Raw genomic sequence first — 21,570 nt, 5'->3', positions numbered from 1 at the left:
AGCGGACAAACCATTTCACCGAAATCCAATGACCACGTCACGTGCGATCTCCGTCGCCGTTGCGTTCCTCGCCGTAAGCGGAGGCATTGCGAGTCTGACTGTAGGTGTCGCTGCAGCTGCCCCAAACTCGAGTACGGCGATTCCTGCTGACGGACCGGATTACGGTGTAAACGAAACGCGGTTCCCGCTGTTGTGGTCGGAAGACATCGATAGGGAGGACCGCTCAAGTGAGGAGTTCACGAATACCGTTTCTTCCGACGCGGAGTTTTCCGCTCGGCTCGCAGGGTCGACGGATGTTCCGTTCGAAGAACCGGTTGAAGACGTCGAAACCTGGAACAGTGGTGACGTCCAGGATTTCACCCCTGGAAATGAGAAGACGTCAGTTCATCCCGAGAGAGCACAGCTTGAGGACGGGCGCTACATCAGGGATGCGTACGCGAGCATCTTTGTAGTACAGCCGTCGACGGTGTTGCATTCAGGAAACAACTCGACACAGTACATCGCTCCAGACGGTGAGATCCTCGCGATAACCGATTACCGAGTCCGTGTTCCAGATGACGATACCACTGGCTCGGTCCGCAATCAGTGGTCGATTGCTGAGACAGATATTGACAGTGTCGAACTACGCGCAGACGGTCAGGTACTCGACTCCGGTGACGATCATCGCTCCACTCTCGAGTTCAGTGGACTGTCAGGGACACAGAACCTCTCCGTGGACGTTGCCATCTCCGTTCGTCTTCGCCATGAAATACGAACGTGCGATGATTACGACAGTGAGGCAGACTCCTGTGATGAGTCGTGGGAGACTGAAACCGAGAATGTGAGCGAGCGGGTAACGGCAACCGAATCCCGTCAGACGGTCGTTACTCGGATCGACAATAGTGCCGGGAAGCGCGTGACGTTCGAGAGTAACGAGAATCGCACTGGCGTCGTCGTGCACCCGGGCACTAGGTGGACAGCAATCGATGTTGACAGTACCGCTCGTCTTCGTGGAAATTGGCGGTTCTACTCTGCAGGAGTAGACGGCTGGCGCACGATGGTGTCCCAAACGGAAGGGGACACGACCCGGAAGAACTCATCCGTCCGCCCAGCGCAAATTCACGCCGTACCGGCGCAGAAACGGCCAGATATGCCAAGCGAGGCGACGGATACTGCTGAGCCACCGTTGGTTATCGAAGAAGCCTGGGGGAGTGAACAAGACGGTCCCTCCCTCCCGAACGAGATCGATATTGCGACTGTCGATCGCTACGTGAACGCAACGTCAGTCGCCGTCCAATCGGAGACGCTTCCAGCAGCGACCTTTGACGAGGTGACCGTTCACGGCATCGTCCGTGGCCAGTCGCAATCCATCTCGATTGATGACAACGGAACCGTTCGCGAAACGAACCTCGAATTGACGGTCCTCGAAGCGAACTCGTCAGGGGCCCGCGTTCAGGCAACTGTCACAGAGAAGGCGACCGGTGATCCGATCACAACCGGCCGGGTCGAAGTTGGGAATCAGTCCACTACTGTCAACGCTAGTGGAATGGCCGTTCTCGAACTCGAGAATCGGCCGTCTGTAGTCGTTGATGGGCAGTACATTCCAACGGAGTGGTGGCGCGCGAATCAACTGTACTCCGCAGCGGAGGACCGGGCGAAGATCCCACCGAAATATCCCGGTTTCCAGAAGATCGTTCAGTTGATTCTCGTAACACTGCTCTGGTTTCTGCCGGTCGCTCTGGCTGTCTACGGTTTCGACTACCTGTCCGGAGGCACGTTCCTCGGACTTACAGATCAACAATGACAGAAAATTCCAATACGGATGGCAGTCGTATCGCTCGCAGGTCAGTTCTTGCTACCCTCGGCGTTAGTACAGCCACTCTTGCTGGCTGTGCGTCAGGGTCAGACCCATCGAACAATAGTACAAATGGAAACGGAATCAGTGCTGGAGATAGTGATGTCTTCACGTCCGTCGAGATAGCGGAGGAGAGCCTCGAGATCGAAGTTGCTGATGATACGTCGGTTGAGTTCATCAATCTCGTTGATCCGAGTGGAGAGCTGTATGATCAACAGCGTCTCGAGAACGGCGAGACTGAGACATCGTTCGAAATTCTTGGCCGATATGAAGATGACTTCCCCACTGGAAAATACGAGCTAGTCGCCCTCGATGGAGACGATCAGGTCGATACAACGACGCTCACGCTCGAGGCTAACTGTACAATCACAGATGTCCTGTGGGCGGCAGAGAATCCCGACATGGGGTGGGACAAAAACTCGCCTACTTGGGAGACATATGCGGCAGTCGTTATTGAGAACACGGGGACGATTCCATCGTTGCTCACTGAACTCGAGTGGGAAGGAGCTCCGGTTGCTCGACTGCAGTCGAAAAAATCGCAGTCATACTACCACGAGGCACGCTTACCGCCGGGGGAGACTACTGTTTATTCTAAGGGGTCGGTCTATGCTACAGATGGTGCAGTTCACTCGCTGAACTGTAGCGATCTCGAGACAGAACCGATGACTGTCACGGCCGTCGTTCAAGTCGGACCAGATCCATCATATACTCAGGATATTGAATATGGGGGCGATCAATCGTGTAGTCTTACCATCGTCAATAGCGACTCTACTAGAGGTTCATTTAGCGAGGGTGAGAGTTGAATGGGATGGCTTCAAAACGAAGTTGAGACTGCAATTGAGAACGTCATCGAGGATTTCACCGATGCGCTTCTCGGCCTTGTCAATGACATTTATGAAGCGATCTTAGGTCCAATCGTCGGTGTTCCAACCCCCAAATCAGATTCGGGGTATATGGTTGTCGGAACCCCGGACAATGCGCCATGGGAGAGTCTGTATCAGGACGTATACCTCTCATACATCATGCCGCTGGCGATCATGCTGTCGGTTATCGCCTTTGCGTTTGTTGGACTCCGGGCAGGTTCGATGAGTGAGTACCGACGAAAACAGCTCCTGCGACGACTTGGTCTCGTATTTATGGGGACTTTTGTTTGGTTTCCACTTGTATCGATTCCGTTACAGTTCATCGACGCAGTAGGTATGACGATTGCCCCAATCGACGAGATGTCGGCAGGACTCGGTGGCCTCATCCAATCCTCGCTTGGGGGCGTGTTCACCATCCTTGCGATGGTCGTCATATCGAACTTCTTCTTAGTTATCGCAGGGTTTGTCGTCGCTCTCCGATGGATTGCACTCTGCGTCTTGACGCCGATCATGCCGCTACTAGGCGTCCTCTGGTCGATGGAAGTCTGGCCGTTTAGTCCTGCGGCAAACATGGCACGCCGAGCTTCAGGGATCTATCCAGGCTTAGTGCTCGCTGGGATTCCGCCAGCTATTCTCTTCCGAATCGGCTGGGAGGTTGGCGGTCTCGAAACATCTGTTAAGGGCCTCTTTTCGTTGTTCATCGGATTAACGCTGATTCCTGCAGCGATTATCACGATGATCATGACGGTGTACTGGAGCAGCCCGGCAATACGGACCGTCGCACAGAAGGGCGTCTCGGCAACGAATCCTACAGCAGCCGCATCCGGGGCTGCGAAGGCAAAACGTACTTCTGGAAAGGCTGTCCGGGGGGCCCGAAACGTCCATCGAGGATATGCGAACAATCAGGTTGGCGCAGTCACGAAGAGTGGCCAGACGACGCTCGGGGGTGGCAACTCGAAAGCCTACCAGCTCGGATCATCAGCCCGCTCGACGAAGGCTCACGCTGGTCGGTACAATAATCTTCGGAAGTCGAAGACGGGCCGTATGCGAGACAAAGCCGCCGATGACGCTCGTAAAGCCACACAGAAGACATCGACTCGAGCAAAGCGCGGGCTCAAGAACACGAAACAGAAGGTCTCACGGTGGTAATTTCGTATGAGTACGAATACAGCTGATAGCGAGTATAGTACGAGAAAGATCCATCAATCACTGGGCGGCACTACGGCGTTCTTTCGAGGGTACACGATCGGCGAACTCATGCTGTTTCTCTCAGTGGCGTTCGTCACTGTCATCGCAGCGACGTTCGTCCCTGCTGCACTGACGATCCCGGTACTGGGATTCGGAATCATGCTCACGATCCTCCTGTTCTTGCTCCATAAGGTGAAGCCCAGATACCTCTGGCTCACCGAGTGGCTCGCTGCCCGCTTCGGCTGGGCGATCCAGAACAAGGAGTATGCCCACGGTGGTGAGGACAACAGCGAGGTTCGGTATCTGACTCGCTTACAACGGGTGTACCCCCACGCTGTCGAACGAACGGATGGTGCACTCGTCGGAGCGATGCAAGTCGAGCCAGCGAACATGGCCCTCGAGGACGACGATGCATGGGCGAAGGCTGTCCAGTCGCTTTCTGAGTTCGTTAACTCGACTGTGGACTTCCCAGTGAAGATCTATATCACCAGCCGAGAGGTCGACGATGACGATGTCGTCCGTGCACACCAAGACCGACTCGGTGACGCTGATGTTCGGTCACGGCCGGTCTTGAAGCGGCTTCTCGAAAAATACGTCACCGCGAATACGACCGAAAGCGGAGACATCGACTCAGAGACGACAACGATTCGCGAGTACTACCTCATCACTGCAGTGAACGATGACGATGTCGAACAATTCGATGAGACGGGTGACAGCGTCCTCGCCTATCTCGCAGAGATGCCTATGGTAGGTCGATTCTTCGACCGGTTCCAGACCGATGAGCTAACTGACCCTGAGCGTGAGCGACTCAAAGCAGAGCAACTCGAGTCACGACTCACACAGCTTCGACGCGGCGGCTCGTCGCTCTACCAGTGTTCAGTTGGCCCGGTTGACGCATACGACCTTGCTCGGATCACGAAGGAGTACTGGTCGTGTCAGTCCGAGGAGTACGCTGATATCACGGATACACTGGGTACGTTCCCAGTCGTCGCCCACGGGATTAGCGATGGTGTTCCAGCAACGCCCGATCCCGATGACGTCCTCGATGCAATGGACGAACAGACCAGTACGTCGGAATCAGCCTCGGACGATCGTACTGAAGAGAATATCGACGAGGGTCTCTCGATTCCATCCGGCGATTGGTTGCCAGATACGTCGACGATGCACCAGTCGGTTATCGCCCCGACGACGGTCGATTGGGAGACGACCTACGCCGTGATCAACGACGAGACGTACGTCCGTACGTTCTGGATCGAACAGTTCCCCGAGGAACCCTCGGATGGCCTCCTCGAGCGTCTATTGCTCGAGACCGACCTTCAGACGGATATCAGCATCCACCTCGACCCGTTCGACAGCCAGTCGGCCCAAGACATGATGGCGGACTGGATCTCGGATTTGAAGATCAATCAGCACGACTCGAACAGCCTCCAATCCGAGGATCTTCAGGACGATATCGATCAGGCGAAATACATGCGGTCGCTCGTTCGTGCGAACAAAGCGTCGTTCTACCGCGGTGGCGTGTTCATTCGCCTCGCCGCTGACAGCGAGCAAGCGCTCGACAATCAGACGACTCGCTTGCGGTCGATCGTCAAGGATGCCCCGGCGAACTGTACGCTCAAGGTCGCGAGCCGGTGGCAAGAACGTGGCCTCGCAACGGTGTCACCGCTCGGGACGAACGAACTCGGTCGCGATCGGATGTCCACACTGACGAATCAGGCGATCGGCGCGATGTTCCCGTTCTCGTCGAACTACCAGATGATGGACGACGGTATCGAGTACGGCTATCACGGCCACAACGGTTCTCCCATCCGAATCAACCCGTGGGAACTCGAGACCGGGCACAGCGAACTCGTCGTCGGGATGCCGGGTGCTGGGAAAACGTTCGGTGATATCATGCGCCACCTGCGGATGATGAAGCGGCGCAACGACACGATGCTCGTCCTCGTCGATCCAGTCGGCGGCTTCCGTGGTATCGCGGATGCTTTGAACGCGAAGACGATCACCGTCGGGGGCGACACGAAACTGAACCCGCTCGAGATCCGAGAGACGCCACGGCACGTCCTCAAGTCCAACGATGGTATCTCACCTCTCTCGGCGAAGAAAGACGAGGTCTACGCCATTCTCGAGAACTTCCTCGACGCTCGTGATATCGAACTCGGTGCCGAGACGGGTGTCCTCTCGTACGTCATTGACGAGGCCTACCGACAAGCAGGGATCGTCGAGGATGATGTCTCGACGCATACCTCGAAGAACTCACCGACGATCCAGGACGTCCATCGGATTCTCTGTGATATCGCCGAGAATCCAGATGAGCACAATATTGCGGCATCCGAATCCGCTCGCGAGCGTGCCGCACAATATGCAGACGAACTTGCAATCGCGTTTCAGCCCTTCCGAGAGGGCGGTGCCTACGAAAATCTCTCACACCGCTCGGAGATCAATATCCTCGAGGGCGACAACAAGGTCGTCTACATCGATCTCGGGCAGATCGAGGGCAGCGCATCAGGAATCGACCGCCAGACGTTCCTGATGCAACTCTTGCTCTCGACGATCTATCAGCAGGCGAAGAACACCCAACGGAACGTCGAACTCGCGATCGACGAAGCGCACTACCTCTTCGAGGACCAGGCGAACCTTGATTTCCTCGAGACGGCATTCCGTCACCAGCGCCACGCCGGCCTTCGAATGGTTCTCCTCTCGCAGACTGCCCAGGAGTTCTATGAGACCGAGCAGGCCGAGAAGATCATCGGGATGTGTCCGATCAAGGTCTTTCACAAATTGCCCGACCTAGGCGACGAGACAGCCGACAAAATCGGCCTCACAGAGGAACAACGTCGGTACGTTCGACGGGCTGATGCAGGGAAGGAAGACCTCGGATACAGTCAATCGCTTGTTCGCGTCGAAGAACATGGAACGTATCCGCTGCATCTCGTCGCCGACGACTTCGAGAAGCGCGTCATCAACTACGACCCAGAGGACCAGGCCTTCATCGAGCAGGCAATTCGTGAAGAGCCAGCGGAGTTGCTCGCCTTCGAAGAGTTTGTCGAGAACGAAGCCCAGCGCAACGCGCTTGCAACGCGTCTCGATCTCAGCGCAGACGCGGCCGGTCGGCTTCTTGAGGTAAATCTCACGAAAGAGGAGGTTCTCGATGCGCTCGTCAAGTATTCCCTCGAGACAGACAGTGAGAAGTCGGCTGTCCGGCCTGATGGTGGAGAATCAGGAGAGTCAGTTACTGCAGAGGAGACGACTGAAACTACGTGTGATACCTAAGACCATGACTAGGCTCAAGCGAATCAAGACGATCTTGGATTCGTCGCCACAGTACGAGGCGACACAACTCGACTTCGGTGAACACGATTCGTTCGTCCAACAGCAAGCGGATACGCCAGGTACGCTGCTGCGGATCCGCCCCTACAAAGAGAACAACGGTATAGCGGACGGGGCTGGGGTTCTCCAGTCAGTCCACGATGTGACGACGAACTTCCGCGGAAAGAATACGAGCGACCACCACTCGTTTGAGGTCTGGTTCGACAAAGGGAAGATCAAGTTCTACATGCACGCTGCCACTGAGGCAGCTGTCGACAAGTTCCGTCGTCGTGTTGGGAACAACTACGCCAACAGCGAGGTTTTCCCGGTTGAAGAGGGCTATGCGTTCCCCATTATCAACTCTGACGAGTACGTCGCTGGTGCGTGGCTCGAGATGGAGAAGATCCCCTACTACCCGATTCGCCATCACAATAGCGAGGGGTTCGAGACGGATCCCTACGGCGAGGTTACGAGCGAGATGCTGTCGCTCGATGAGAGTACCGTCGTTACGCAGGTCGTCTTCCGGCCTGCAAAACAGTCGTGGACCGACGGCGACCGGTTCAAACATAATAGCGTCGACGAACTCGCTCACGCGCTTCGGCAAGGGACGTCCGTCGGCTGGCTCAACCCTCGTACGCGACCGCCAAGCGAGAAGGACAAACAGGCCGCGAAAACCATCGAACAGCAGCGTGGTCAGCAGGCGTTCCACGTGAACATTCGCGTCCTCGCTGCCTCGAGCGAACAAGACGAAGCCGAGGCCCGTGCTCGTGGCGTCGCGGGAATGTTCAGGAAGTACTACAACGCGATCACTGAGCAGGGCCTCGACGACAAGCCCGTCTGGCATCGCCGAGAGAGCAAACGCGCAACGCGGCTTCGGCAGTTTGTCGAGCGAATGCGTGACCGCGAGTGGATCAATCAGCACATGATTATGACCGTCGACGAACTTGCCGGTGTCGCACACATCCCCAATTCGGAGATTGAGACACCAAAGATTGACTGGCGATATACACAGCGTGGTGATCGGTTGCCAGCAGATGGAAGCCGATACGCAGCTGACGAATCACCGGTAGATGGGCAGACCCCTAGCATTCCGAACGAGACAGCAGTCAGCTTTGAAGAGCCCACTCGAGAGCAGGAGGGATTCGATGGTGCTTGATCGCTTCTTCGGACCCGGCAACGAGGCTTCCAGCGACGACCGACATGAGGAGCGAGTTGCTAGAGGCGATGAACAGACAGAAGAGAACACGATCTCAGAATCGTCCACTCATCAGCAACCCGATCTCGATGACGGTGACCAATATAATATCGTGGAACAGAACACGACTCGTATTGGTGGGAAGCCGGTTATCACGGAAACAGTCGACGAGGGAACAGTTGCAGGCTCGTTCGTTCGAGAAATGTTCGAAGCTGGGATGTACAACGCACCAGCCCCACTCTGGATTGGCTACTCAGAGGATCCCCAGACTGGTTTTCGTGAGGCGCCGTTCCGTTTCGAGTCGCTCTTTCGCCACACCTGGATCGCTGGAACAACTGGCTACGGAAAGACAACCGAACTCCTGAATATGATGGTTCAGTGGGCCTACTCCGGCTATGGCTTCACGTACTTCGACCCCAAGGGTCGTGACTCTCGAGAGTTGCTCCGGATGCTCCCCAAACATCGTCTCAAGGACGTGGTTTGGATCGAACCTGGCTCGACCACCCACGAGAAGACGATCGGGATGAACTTCCTCGAGGTGCCCGAGTGTGAGACTACCGAGGAACTCGAGAACGAGATCGAAAACCGAGTTGAGAACCTGAAAGCGGTCTTCGATACTTCCGATTACTGGGGTATCAACATGGAGGCGATCACCGAATCGATGGCGCGAGCGATGATGAAATCGGAGAAGCCGTTCTCGATCATCGATATGTACTTCACCTTACTCAACGCCGAGCGGCGCGAAGACTTCGCACTCGACGTTGAGGACCCCTATATCAGAGAGTTCTGCCTCGAGATCGCGAACATGGAAGAGGAGACGATCCGCCCGCTCCTGAAACGGATCAAGTCGTGGGTCGAGAATTCGGTGATTCGTCGGATCATTGCCCATCGTGAGAGTACGATCGATTTCCGAGACATCATTGATAACGACCGAATTGTCATTGTCCGAACGCCCGTCGAGAACACAGACATCAAGAAGATGGTCACGCTCGGCGTAATGCGCAATCTCTGGAGTGCTATCCAGCGGCGGTCGTACGAGATAGATACGACGCCGGATCCCTACTTCGTCCTCTGTGATGAGTTCGATGATATCGCCAGCGATAATCTCGATATCGAGTCAATGTTGGCTCGAGCCCGGTCGATGCGGCTCTCCGTGACCCTTGCCTCACAGTATCCCTCGCAGTTTGACGAGGATACGTTGAAAGCGATGCAGAACAACTGCGACAACCTCCTCACGTTCTCGGTCAACGACAGTGATGACGCTAAGTTATTGATGAAACGGTTCCGCGACTACACAGCAGAAGACCTCATCACGACCGACCAGTTCAAAGTGTGGACGCGGCTTCCCCTCTCTGGAGGACGATACTCCGAACCCGTCTTGATTCGGACGTTTCCGCCGTATCCGCCTCTCCGTGGCACAGACGACGTTGATGATGTTATCGAACAGAGCTTAGAGCGCTATGGTACTAAGCCGTTGACTGACGCGGAGATCCTCCAGAACCTCATCTACAGCGACGCCAATGAAGCCGCCAATCCGACGAAGATACTGGATGAGACCATGGCAGAAGCGCTACGTACAGTCCAGATCCGAGAAGGTGTGCGGGCGGAAAACGGCTGGGTCGACGTCACGGCTGTTGACGAGGAACTCATGGCCCGTCTTGAGAAGACCGAGCCTGAGATTGATTATGCATACGAAGACCTGCCGGACGTGCGTGATACCTCGCAGTTGATCGAGGTCGACCTGCAGAACGACGAGATCGTCGCTCGCCTCACTGACAAGGGTGAAGAGCTAGTCCGGCCCAAGACGGGCACTGTCGGCTCAGCTGGTGGAACTAGCCACGATGCAGTGCTCCTGGATGCTGAGGTATCGCTCACTGAATGCGGGTTTAGTGTCGAGATCCTCGAGCAAGATGGGAGCGAGCAACCTGACGCAGTTGCCACGCACCCAGATCGCGATGTGGTGTTTAACATCGAGGCTGAGACAACAACGCCCGACCGACCGGCGAAGGTTCTGCAGAATCTCAAACGCGCTCACGAGGAAGACCGCATTCCGATCTTCGTTGTTCGACCTGGAGAATCTGAGACACAGGTGGCATCACGAGTCGAGAATATCCTTTCAAAGCCACTGCACGAACGATCGGATGGCACTGAGCAGTTCTACAACTGTGATGAGATTGTGACCTTCGGTGGTGGCGCGACAGCTCATGGTGGCGTCACTGCGGTTCGTCCACAGACGACGGATGCAAATCGGACTGTCTGGGTACGTGACAACGGAGAGCGTGTGCTGTCAGATGGTGAGACAGAATTTACCCGTGTGCCGGATGATGGTCCGACCTCGAAAGATGATGTGCCGGCCTACTACAGTTATGATCATGAGTCCGGTCAGTACACCGTCCACCAACCCGGTGAGACACTGACTTACAACTCGAAAAGCGAGTTCGAGACAGAGTGGACGCCGATCAAACGGCCGTTCCTTCCCGACGTTGACCTGCCAGACGCGAACTATTCGCGTGAGAGCTATCTCATCCTGATACACCCGACAGACGGGAGTCCCCTGCTCTTCCAGCAGGGCGACACGTACGAGCTGTCTGAATCGCCGGATAACGAGGAGCTATGGCCAGATGCTTCTTCTGCTGAACACTCCAAGGCTGTGGAGCCGTCCCAGCCGGCAGAATCATGCTCCACAGGAGAGCAATCTGTACAGATCGAACCAGATAGTGATGGCATCGAGGCGTTCGCAGCGATGTACATCAGAGAGGCAGATGGTGTGCAGATACCGAAGGAAGAATTGTTTCAGGCGTACTCGAGATGGACTGATCAGCAGGACATTGATGGGACAAACGCGAGCTGGTTCGGTCGGAAGCTTGCGAACGTCGTTGAGTATGAAGATGACCGTATCAGAGACAGCGATAATCTGGTAACAGTCTACACTGGAATTGACCTGACCAGCGATGGATCAAAGCTCCTTGAATGAGATTCATATCATAAATATGTCTATATTTAAAGAGAATAAAACATTGGATACCTCTGCACTAGCACTAGTATTCCGATCTCTGCTCATCAGGCCAGTCACACGCCAATTTCCTGTTTACACCACTATTTGTTCAGGGCAAATTAATTATTCAGGTCAAAGGTCTGAAAAATGTTCAGGGCAAAACCGCAGGACGGAAGCGATGTTCATGGCAAGTCGAGGGTCAAAACCAACTAGTATAGAAGGGGTAGCCCCCGTTGGACAGGGTAGCGAACAGCCCACTGGATTTCGGTGTGTTTGTCAGCACCGTGATAGTGGATGCACGATGTCCAACTGGACGCATATTACGAGGTCGATCGATGATGTCTGAGAGTGCGGTCTCGGTATTCCCCGAAGAACTACGTGAGCGCGACCAGTGGGTCTGCTGGAAAGAAGAGCCTCGAGATGGGAAGACGACAAAGATACCCGTGACGCCAGGCAGTGGTGCGTTCGCGTCGTCAACGGATCCCGAAACATGGGCGTCGTTCAAGACAGCACTCGAGTACGCTGACACAGGGAACACCGATGGCATTGGCTTCGTCTTTACCGACGACGATCCCATCGTCGGTGTGGATCTGGATGACTGTCGAGATCCCGCAAGCGACGACGTCGACGGCATAGCGCTGGACATCATCGAGCGACTCGATTCCTATACGGAGATCTCTCCCTCGGGTACTGGGTTCCACGTACTCATTGAGGGAGAACTCCCAGATGGGCGGAACCGCCGTGGCAGTATCGAACTGTACGACACTGCCCGGTTTTTCACCGTGACCGGCGACCGCCTCGAGGACACGCCACCTCGCGTTGCACGCCGGCAGGACGCACTAGTAGCAATCCATCGTGAGTACGTCCAAGACTCTGACCCACGTTCAGAGCACGAATCTGGGAACCATCGCAATAGGGACGAGACCGAAACGACAGGCAGTGCAGCTCATACTGGCGTTGATCTCAAGGATCAGGAGCTGCTCGAGCGAGCGCAGAACGCATCGAACGGTGAGAAGTTCGAACGGTTGTGGCGTGGTTCGACTGCTGGTTACGAGAGTCAGTCAGAGGCGGACATGGCGCTGTGTTGTTTGCTGGCGTTCTGGACTGGTGGTGACCAGCAGCAGATAGATCGGCTCTTCCGCCAATCAGGGCTGTTCCGAAACAAGTGGGATGAGGTCCACTACGCAGACGGCTCTACGTATGGCGAGAAGACCATCGAACGAGCGATTGCGAGTTCCTCCGAGTTCTACGACCCGGACACTCGAGATACGTCAACTGAATCTATTCCAAGAACAAGCAAGTCGTCCACCACTGCTAGCCGTGACGAATTGGAGCAGAATCAGAATCGTGCGTATCTAGTCGAGAAGAATCGACTGTTGACTGTCCGTGTCGACGAACTTGAGGCCACGCTCGAACAGAAAGATGAGCGTATTGATCGCCTCGAGGCAACGATCGAGGATCTCAAAACCGAACTTGCGGAGCGTAACCGAGAGATCAAGCAGACTCGAGAAGGACAAGCCGAGACGATGTCCGACTGTGACACCGCTTCAGAGACATCCTCTCTGTGGGGACGATTATTTGGAGGTAGTTCCAAGTAACTCGTTGAGAAAAGGGTTTCTTCAACTTAGAGCGACTGATAATAGAGGCACCCAATTCGGTAAGTAAGTCTGCGAACTGAATGACAACAGTTTAAGTCCAGTTAGTCATCAGAATCCGTCCCTACTCTGAGGGGACGCATCATGTCGTGATCCTCGTGTTCAATCATGTGACAATGCCACATGTATTCGCCAGTCTGGTCGTTGAACAACCCTTTGTACTCTCCAAAGTGTGCAATCACGTGAACCACCTCACCAGGATCAACAGTCACTACGTCTTTCCAGCCCAATTCGAAGGGTCTTGGTGACTGGAATGTGTCCGTATCGATGGTCTCCGCGGTCGCGTCGTAGTCGGCCAGCGACTGTCGGCCCAATACCTGAAAGTGGATAAGGTGGATATGTATTGGGTGCGACATCCCGGTGTTATTAGCGATACTCCAGATCTCGGTATCACCGAGCATTGGATTTTCGGTGACGGGATCAGTCAGTTTGTACCCTCGTATTTGATCCTGTGTCCCGAGTAGGTGGAGCCTCCGTCCATAGTCATCGGTTCGCGTAGAGAGCCAGAGCTTTCTGTGTCTGTCAACCGTGTCAGCAGGGAGTTTCGGAACTGTCGTTAGTTCGTTCGGGACCTGGCTTGAATCTTGAACATTTCCTGCGTCGTCAACGTCGATGAGCATAACCTCCGGAAGTGGCTTCGTCTCCTCGCTTCTCTCTAGCGTGCCTCGGTACAGTGATGGTGCATTGTTGTGGAGGAGCAGCGTTTGGCCAGCGTAGTCGGAAAAGTCAACGACGACGTCGGCACGTTGACTCGATCCAAGTTCGAGGCGATCAGTGATCTCGACCGGTTCTGAGAGGAGACCACCATCGTTCCCGATCTGGATGAATGAGGGACCATCGGCAGCGGTCTCGCCGGAGGTTTCGTCGTACTCAAGGAGTGTAAGATTGTAGTATCGACTATTTGCCCCGTTGAGAAGCCGCAACCGGTATCTTCTAGGTTCGACAGGCAGTCGAGGCCAGGCTTTCCCGTTAACGATTGACGTATCTCCGTAGAACTGTGGAACGATGCTTGGCTCCGGTTGTGGATCATCTCCACGTATCTGATCATCCGAGACGGCTGTCGGATAGAACAACGATCCGTCATCATTGAAGCTTCGATCCTGAAGAACGAGTGGGATCTCGTACTCGCCCTCTGGTAGCCCGAGTTCCTGTTCGTGTTCGTTTCGAAGGAGATAGAAGCCCGCCAGACCGGCATACACGTTTAGTCGTGTGATGCCGAGAGAGTGGTCGTGGTACCACAGAGTCGTTGGAGGCTGATCGTTCACATAGTAATAGTCATTTTTCTCGAATTTCGGTCCCGTCTCCTGAAAGTCCCGAGTGAACCACGCCTGAGCATGACCATCGCTCTCGGATTCGACGTTCCCACCATGAAGGTGCGTTACGACGCGTACGCCTAGCGTATCGTACGGTATAAGATCGCTATGGATCGTCGTATCTTCGGGTAAGAGGTGATCGTCTGGTAATTCGTTTTGCCACCGCACATAGATTGGTTCGCCCTGTTGGGCTTCGATAGTCGGCCCTGGATACTGGCCGTCGTATCCCCAGACTGTCGTCAAGGGAAGATCGTTGTGGAGTTTCTGTTCAACCTCACGCATCCCAATTTCGTAATAAGGTTGTCCGTTTTTCGTCCCAGTTGGCTCTATAACTCCTGGGCGTGGAACTTGGTCGACCCATTTTTCGAGGTCTGGCGACGAATGCTCTGATACAGTAGTTGGTATTGGTTCCTCCGTTGAGCTCGGTGCTGAACAGCCTGCAATAGCCGAGATACTTGTCGCACTGGTTGCCAAGAGAAGTTTACGGCGTGAGACACCTGTTCCAAGCACCTCGCTACGCTCGTTCATAATACATATTAGCGTATAAACCTCTCATGGATAGTGGTGAGGGCCGTTCCTGTCGGATGGGAATCGAGAGAACATGCTTGTCACTACTACCACCTACTGTATTTCATAAGATGGGGAAGTTGGCTGGAGAATTATTGGTATAAGAAATGGGCGAGTTCTAAATCCACAACGGCAGGTGAAACTACTGACCTAGGCGATATGTATTTCACCTGTATTTGTCACGGTATTTGAACCATCGAGTTCCCCGGAATGTTGACGCTCTATAATCGCTTTAAACGCGAAACCTAAGAGATGTCGCCTGTCTCATGGAACTGGTCGGGGTAGGACGTCTCCAGGAAGTATACATCATGCCCACGTTCAAAGTTACCGTCGGTGAACGTAATCGTCTCAATCAGCGCACGCATAGCCACATCAAGGCTGCCCAAGCGGGTAAAGACCTTGACGATGCCCAGCCAGTGTTGAACTTCGGATCGTATGCAGAACTTAGTCGCCTGCTTAGCCCGAAAAACCTATAACTGTTGGTGACAGTCTCCAAACACGAGCCCGAGAGCATCCGCGAAGCCGCTGACCTGGTGGAGCGAGACTACAAGCAGGTCCATCGGAACCTTTCCGAGCTCGAAGACATTGGCATCATTGAGTTGAAAAACGACAGACCTGGTCAGGCAAAGAAACCGAAACTGGCCTATGACAGTCTTGAAATTGACATCTTGTTTGCAGAATCGAATGGGAGTATCGGTTCAGCAGCACCCTGAAAGATCCTGTTCTTGGATATCCGAAAACCGAAGCCCTCACTCTCTGTTCTCGCTACACGTGGTCGACGAGTTACTCTGGCGCACCGATGTACTTTGCCAGCAGTATCTATGAGATGAATCCCCTGTTCGTTCGAAACAATTGAAGCGGTAGCGCAGAGTCACTCGATCCCACTTTGATCTCTTCGGGGGTGTGCGAATGATGCGCTGATACGCTCACTTGTGGTTCTCTTTTCGCCAAAGAAACGCGATGCCAGGTGAGCCATCAATTACCCAGAGCGAGAATACCAGTAGATACGGTACTGTGTAAATAGCGAGAAAGAGAAAATGTTCGGTAGTCAGCATCTCGTTGAAGAATGTACTGAAGATTCTCTCGATTTGCCCAAACAATGTTGGTTCGCCTCGGTATGGCGGAAGCGTAACGATTGGCCAAAGAAGCCGATCGCCCGGCGAAACACCACGTTTTGGAACGGCGAGCATCGCATCACCAACGAGATGCGACCAGTATGCCAGGACAAATGCGATACCGATATCTCGGCTTCTGAAAGCTGTTACACCGAGAATAAGTAGCCCAACGGGGACAGCAACGAGTATGGAGTGAGCGATAGAATAGCCTTGTGGAAAGAGATGGAGTCCCCATGAGAGCGTTTTATCTACGACATCCGGCAACTGAGTGCCGACTACTATTGCGAGAACGACTCCAAATCCAGCTGGTGGCTTACGTGTCACAAAACGATGACCAAGTGAATACAGAACATAGCCGAAGGCGAGATGCCCCCATGGCATCATAATCGCATCACCAATCGAGGAGCACGGTAATGCAGAAATCGAGTAGCGGTAGAGATGACTGTAGAACCACCATCGTCTGATGATCTCATTGTTAACGGGTAGTAACTCGATCCTTAAAAGCACGCAATATCGATATACATATCTACGACGGGAAGCCGTTCTGCGACGAACTCTGTGCCGATGGCATCCGCCCGTTGATCAAGCATCGGATCTATTCCCCGCTGGATAAAGCGCACAACGCCCGGCTGAATCGTCGCTGGTACAAACCGCCAGTGATGGTTGAACCGTTTTTTCAAGCATCAAGCGCACGCACGGCAGAGCCGAGCGTGCGCGAAGCTGGTACCTCGAATTCCGGGAGCCGGTGCTGAAATCTGCTGTCTACAATCTTCGTCGGACGGTTAGATATCCGTAGAAGTGACCGTCGTCTCTCGGTTTCTGACTAGTGGCTGAGTTAGTGAGTACGCCGAAATCGAGCTTCGTCTAGCGATCCTACGAAGCAGATCGCTGATGTCGCAGGAACCTCGCCGAATATTCTTCGCAGCCGTCGAGACGAACTACTCTGGATCGAAGTCTGTATTTCTAGCAGATAACCAGTGAGGGAAACGCGATGAGATCTACTCAAACGCTGACTTGAGTTCGTTTTTTCTCCCCCTGAGGGGTGAGGGCGTTCTCCGAAGTGAGCGTCCATCGTCGAGAACAATGACTACGAGCGACTGTAGACAGGTGTCCTTCGATGATTCGGACACCAGACGTGACGAGATGCACAGTACAATGGAAACCTGGGTCGACGACCTCGTCGACGAGGTTGATGACGCAGTCTCGAGTAAGCAGTTCCAGGAGTGGCTCGATGTCCAGAGTCACTTCCACGACTACTCCTACCGAAATACGCTGCTGATCACTCGTCAGTGTCCGAACGCGACTCGCGTTTCCGGCTATCGAACCTGGCAAAACGAGTTCGATCGGCATGTGAAAGAAGGCGAGAGTGCAATCTGGATCTGGGCACCGATCATCGCAAAGCAGTGCCCCGAGTGCGAAAACTCGCCGTCGTACCACGATCGAAGCGACTGTGAGTACGACGAGACGTCACCAGAAGAGTGGTCGAAAGGACTCATCGGCTTTCGGCCAGCGCCAGTCTTCGACATTTCTCAGACAGAGGGAGAGCCACTGCCCGAACTCGAGACCGAGGCGACCGGGGAGGCCGACGAGCTGGTGCCAGCGCTCCTCGAAGGGGCTTCGATGCTTGAAGTGGGAGTCGAGGTCGTTTCTCCAGCGGAGTGGCCTCACGGCGATGCCAGAGGTGTGTGTCAGTACCGTTCTCCTGCGGAGCGACCACTAATCGAGGTCTGCGATCGTGAGAACAGCGCCGACCTTGCCGTAACGACCGTCCACGAGTACGCTCACGCACTCTTGCACGGTGATGTCGATGACGAGACCGAACGCTCGAAACGCGAACTCGAGGCGGAAGCCGTCGGCTACATCGTCGGTCGGTATTTCGGGCTGGACACGAGTGGGTCGGCGTTCTACCTCGCTGCATGGGAGTGCGAAGAGTCGGAGGCCATCCTCGATCGACTCGAGCGGATCAGTTCGACCGCTGCGGAGATTATCGATGTCGTTGACGAGGTGATCACAGTTGAGTGATCGACACCTCCTCTTCGAAATCGTCGACGCGCTCGAAACGGAGGGGCTCGGGTGTAACGAGTACCAACTGCAACGAGTGATCGATGTTGAAGCACTCAAGCACCTCGTGGACTCGGCGAACGATGATCTCGAGGTTAGATTCTCGATCGGAGAGTTTCGTGTCCTCGTCACGCAGTCCGGTGTACGGATCCTCACGAATCCATAGATTGGCTTTGTTGGAATCCTTAACTTTGATAGTTTCTACACCACCAATCGCTCAGTACAGATAGTTCACTGAACGGTTGTTTATTCCGGCCCCTGTTTTACGCCGTAGGTTGGTCTAACAGTGAGTGATGGTAGTAACTCAAATTGACCACGTAGACGAGAACGACCAGATGGCAGAGTGCATCGACAACTGTTTCGAAGCCGCCCAAGCGTGTGAGTGGTGCGCCGACGAGTGCGCCGAAGAGGGAGAAGAAATGGCCAAGTGTCTTCGCCTCTGTCGGGATGTCGCCGATCTCACAACGATGCACGCCCGCTTTATGGCGCGTAATTCCAGTTACAGCAGCGATCTCGCAGAGACGTGTGCCGATGCCTGTGAGGAGTGCGCAGACGAGTGTGAACAGCATGACGATGAACACTGTCAGGTCTGTGCCGACGTGCTTCGTGAGTGCGCCGATTCCTGTCGAGAGATGGCCTCAGCGTAGAACTCCACTCAATTCCATCCAGACGAACCTCTATTTTTCACGGGTATGCTCAGTTCACATCTGTAGAGATCGAATTGGACGTGTCAGTTTCACGTCCGATTCTACGGGACCGTAAGGGCCGCCCTGAGATCGGTGAGACGTCTGAGTAGTTCCAGGAGCTCAAGCAGGCCTGCGACGAACTTTGGAGGATGACTGACTCTGGCAGCCATTCTATCATTCGGATCCACAAGTATCCATCGCCTGACGACTGCGACTTTACGGCCGGTGGCGCAGCCGCGCTCCTCAAGCACGTCAGCATTGAACACTCCAGAGAGTATCTACGGGAAGGCTGGCCGGTTACCGACGCCGCCTAGGAAGAACGGTATCTGGGCGAGGACGACAGCGACGGATCAGCCAGCGAATAAACGGACTTCTCCTCCGCTCACCCGCCGGTAACATCATTGATACCAACTTATATAGACAGTATAGTTATTAAAGAACGGACTCGAAATGATGATGGCGAGGGGAGAGGACTAGGTCGTTTACCCACAACCAGTCCATTCCGTGACATCAGTACCTCGCCTTCCGGGATCGGATCATGTTCCGACGTCAAGTCAATAGCCAACTTGTCAAGCACACCGATCTCGGACCCACCCTCAGAGGCACTCACAAAGGGGATGGGGGCTCTAACGCTGACATCCCCTGTCGGCGTTTCTGTGATACGTGAGTTTTTGTACAAAGCCGCGGCTAACGCCGGCGATGCCTTTCACTGATCCACAGAAAGACCTCCTGATCGCCGTCGCACTGACCGAGTTTAGCGTCCACTACGATCAAGCTAATCCCGAGCTCGCGAAACACGCATGGCAGCTCGCAGCGAGCCGCCTCGTCGATCACGACATCGAGCCCGCCGAGGCCGTCGACGCACTCGAGATGGGATAGCTATCGCTCGGCGTTTGATCGCCTCGAAAGACCTCAAAATGCCGCCCGGATAGGCACAAGGGGATGGCCGCCTGGCGGCATGGAAACTAGATCAGTAGGGTTGGGTGCTGATTGGATCGTGTCGCGCGGTGGGAACGCGACAGTGAATATGTTCGTCTTGTCCTATATCAACCCTGCTCCGATTCCAAGTGTGTCGGAACCGTCCCACTGACCCATCCAAATCCCGCCGAGATCGGATAGCTACTCTTCTGCGAGTTCGATACGCCAGCGATCGTCCTGGTAGGCGGCGAACGATAGCCGCCAATTCTAGATGGAATGTGTCACCGATTCGAAACCCGCCGCTTCCGGCGCGTCGATCGTCATCGTCTGGGTGTCCCCTACTCGAGTCCTCGACGAAGGACTTGCCGTCTGGACCTGATCTTGCTCGAGGAAAGAATCTGAAGGAACGGAGATCGCTCGTTCCAGTCAGAAACTACTCTCCTCCACCGACAACCCGCTCTCGAAGCCGTTTTTTGCGCCTGATGGGTGAGGCGCGACGATGTGTGCCTCGAGAGTATCTATGAGTACAGATCGACCGATCCCTCGCGAGCAACACCAGGACCACCACCATGACTGCAACGATACCAGTAACTGAGAGCGACGCTATTCCGGCGACATTGCTCGACTGAACGGGCACGAACTCGTCGCCATCGACGAGTGGCTGCCAGGCACGGAGCCAACACCGTACGAGATCGACCTCACCGATGGTTGTGAGTACCGCACGCGGTACTGGCACTGCCGGAACTGCGGTCAAGAACGAAATCGTCGTAGCGAGTTCATCGACCACTGTGCGACACCAGACCCACCGACTCCGCTCGAGGCCGTGGCTACTCGATTGAGGATCCGCAAACCCGGCGTGCATTGAGCGAAGAGATGGACATCCGGTTCGCCAGAGTGGGTTCCATCTACAAGGTTGTCAGCGAGAGCGGGAACACCTATATGGTCGATGCCGAGGCAGAGACGTGTACCTGCCCGGATTGTGAACAACGCCAGCCTGCCGGTGGCTGCAAACATCTCAGATGTGTTGATCTCGAAATCCAAACTGGGATCACCACCGGCCCAGATGGGACAATCGATAACAGTAGTTGGCAATCCGATTTCTTTATTCAGAGTTGGTCAGGAAACTCGCGATAAGTACAGGCGAAGGAAATGCTGATAAGGCGGATTACCGTTGCCGACGCAAGAGGAATGCACCGATAGCCGCCATGGTTCCCATTGCAGCGATGGCAACGCTCAAGGAGCCGAAACCGGCTTCCTCGGTCTGTGTATCCTCGGTTGAGGATCCGGTACCGTCGTCTGAGGTCTGAGATTTGTCGCCGGGATATTCGAGCTCAGTGTGATCGTGAACTTCCTTTTCGAAGTGGGTATGGACCTCGGTATTTTCGAGACTGCCCTCGAGGTGGACGGTATAGTTTCCAGGTTCCGTAAAGATCACTGGCGCCTCATACACGCCGGGATCACCGTGCTTCTCACTCAATTCGAGAGCCGTTTTATTGCTTCCTTCGGTCTGGACGGATACGATTAGATTTTCGGATTGGTTTGCAACCGGCTCTCCCGTCTGGTTATCGACAATCTCGAATTGTAGCCACATCCGTTCGCCGGTGATTACGGGCTCTTCTGCTCCGCCGAAGGTAATATCGTAACCTTCGACATTTTGACTTTCATGGGCTGTAACCGGGACGACTGCGCTGGCCATCAGCGTTGTAATTATTGCGAGCACAAGGACCGGTTTTCGATAGTACATCATCGTATAACTCACTCTATCGCCTCGAAAACGGTCTGGTTCAATCCACGAAAGGGCATGACACCAACTAACGCATTAGCAGGGAGATTTCCTTTGTAGCTGGCATCGCTAACAGTTATCACGTATTTGA

At 54.6% G+C, this 21,570-nt stretch carries 14 protein-coding genes and 3 pseudogenes; 14 read left to right on the top strand and 3 right to left on the bottom strand.

The features are described from left to right. Window positions 1–28: 28 nt before the first annotated feature. The 7 genes from NDO75_RS25765 (at window position 29) to NDO75_RS25735 (ending at window position 12,979) form a co-directional block, all read left to right on the top strand. Entirely contained in the window at window positions 29–1,783 is a 1,755-nt protein-coding gene (locus tag NDO75_RS25765) for a hypothetical protein (protein WP_277525211.1), read from the top strand. Further along, window positions 1,780–2,637, top strand: a complete 858-nt coding sequence (locus NDO75_RS25760) for a hypothetical protein (protein ID WP_277525214.1) — start codon at window positions 1,780–1,782, stop codon at window positions 2,635–2,637. The genes NDO75_RS25765 and NDO75_RS25760 overlap by 4 nt, the downstream gene beginning before the upstream one ends. Further along, window positions 2,638–3,846 carry a hypothetical protein gene (locus NDO75_RS25755; RefSeq protein WP_277525216.1) on the top strand — a complete coding sequence of 403 codons (1,209 nt, stop codon included), beginning with the start codon at window positions 2,638–2,640 and terminating at the stop codon, window positions 3,844–3,846. A 6-nt stretch (window positions 3,847–3,852) separates the two neighbouring features. Next, window positions 3,853–7,155 carry a conjugal transfer protein gene (locus NDO75_RS25750; RefSeq protein ID WP_310909422.1) on the top strand — a complete coding sequence of 1,101 codons (3,303 nt, stop codon included), beginning with the start codon at window positions 3,853–3,855 and terminating at the stop codon, window positions 7,153–7,155. Window positions 7,156–7,159: 4 nt separating this feature from the next. Then, window positions 7,160–8,347, top strand: a complete 1,188-nt coding sequence (locus tag NDO75_RS25745; protein WP_310909421.1) for a hypothetical protein — start codon at window positions 7,160–7,162, stop codon at window positions 8,345–8,347. After that, on the top strand, window positions 8,337–11,360 hold the full coding sequence (locus NDO75_RS25740) for a TraM recognition domain-containing protein (protein WP_310909420.1): 3,024 nt from the start codon (window positions 8,337–8,339) through the stop codon (window positions 11,358–11,360). The genes NDO75_RS25745 and NDO75_RS25740 overlap by 11 nt, the downstream gene beginning before the upstream one ends. A 356-nt stretch (window positions 11,361–11,716) precedes the next feature. Then, window positions 11,717–12,979, top strand: a complete 1,263-nt coding sequence (locus tag NDO75_RS25735) for a hypothetical protein (RefSeq protein ID WP_277525223.1) — start codon at window positions 11,717–11,719, stop codon at window positions 12,977–12,979. Window positions 12,980–13,080: 101 nt separating this feature from the next. On the opposite strand, the gene NDO75_RS25730 is transcribed toward NDO75_RS25735, so the two are convergent. Next, window positions 13,081–14,877, bottom strand: a complete 1,797-nt coding sequence (locus NDO75_RS25730) for a multicopper oxidase (protein ID WP_277525225.1) — start codon at window positions 14,875–14,877, stop codon at window positions 13,081–13,083. 347 nt (window positions 14,878–15,224) lie between these two features. On the opposite strand from NDO75_RS25730, the pseudogene NDO75_RS27845 reads away from it, so the two are divergent. Continuing rightward, a pseudogene (locus tag NDO75_RS27845) lies at window positions 15,225–15,629 on the top strand (transcriptional regulator). A 213-nt stretch (window positions 15,630–15,842) separates the two neighbouring features. Here the strand turns inward: NDO75_RS27845 and NDO75_RS25720 are convergent. Further along, window positions 15,843–16,415: a metal-dependent hydrolase gene (locus tag NDO75_RS25720; RefSeq protein WP_277525229.1), complete on the bottom strand. Its 573-nt coding sequence runs from the start codon at window positions 16,413–16,415 to the stop codon at window positions 15,843–15,845. Window positions 16,416–16,558: 143 nt separating this feature from the next. Here NDO75_RS25720 and NDO75_RS25715 point away from each other — a divergent pair. The 6 genes and pseudogenes from NDO75_RS25715 to NDO75_RS25690 all read left to right on the top strand — a co-directional run. Next, window positions 16,559–16,827, top strand: a pseudogene (locus tag NDO75_RS25715) (IS5/IS1182 family transposase); the annotation flags it as partial. A 287-nt stretch (window positions 16,828–17,114) separates the two neighbouring features. Then, complete coding sequence (locus NDO75_RS25710) at window positions 17,115–18,053, top strand: ArdC-like ssDNA-binding domain-containing protein (RefSeq protein WP_310909419.1); 939 nt, start codon at window positions 17,115–17,117, stop codon at window positions 18,051–18,053. Continuing rightward, complete coding sequence (locus NDO75_RS25705) at window positions 18,046–18,258, top strand: HalOD1 output domain-containing protein (RefSeq protein ID WP_277525233.1); 213 nt, start codon at window positions 18,046–18,048, stop codon at window positions 18,256–18,258. Before NDO75_RS25710 ends, NDO75_RS25705 begins: the two co-directional genes overlap by 8 nt. A gap of 127 nt (window positions 18,259–18,385) precedes the next feature. Next, window positions 18,386–18,739, top strand: coding sequence for a four-helix bundle copper-binding protein (locus tag NDO75_RS25700; RefSeq protein WP_277524632.1), 354 nt, complete (start codon window positions 18,386–18,388; stop codon window positions 18,737–18,739). Between the two features lie 738 nt (window positions 18,740–19,477). Next, window positions 19,478–19,657, top strand: coding sequence for a hypothetical protein (locus tag NDO75_RS25695; RefSeq protein WP_277524629.1), 180 nt, complete (start codon window positions 19,478–19,480; stop codon window positions 19,655–19,657). A gap of 559 nt (window positions 19,658–20,216) precedes the next feature. Continuing rightward, window positions 20,217–20,830, top strand: a pseudogene (locus NDO75_RS25690) (hypothetical protein). 31 nt (window positions 20,831–20,861) lie between these two features. Here the strand turns inward: NDO75_RS25690 and NDO75_RS25685 are convergent. Continuing rightward, window positions 20,862–21,443, bottom strand: coding sequence for a FixH family protein (locus tag NDO75_RS25685; protein ID WP_307729478.1), 582 nt, complete (start codon window positions 21,441–21,443; stop codon window positions 20,862–20,864). Window positions 21,444–21,570: the final 127 nt, after the last annotated feature.

It is taken from the genome of Natrinema sp. 1APR25-10V2, assembly GCF_031626495.1.
Taxonomy (GTDB): Archaea; Halobacteriota; Halobacteria; order Halobacteriales; family Natrialbaceae; genus Natrinema.
This window is presented reverse-complemented; position numbering and strand designations above follow the sequence as displayed.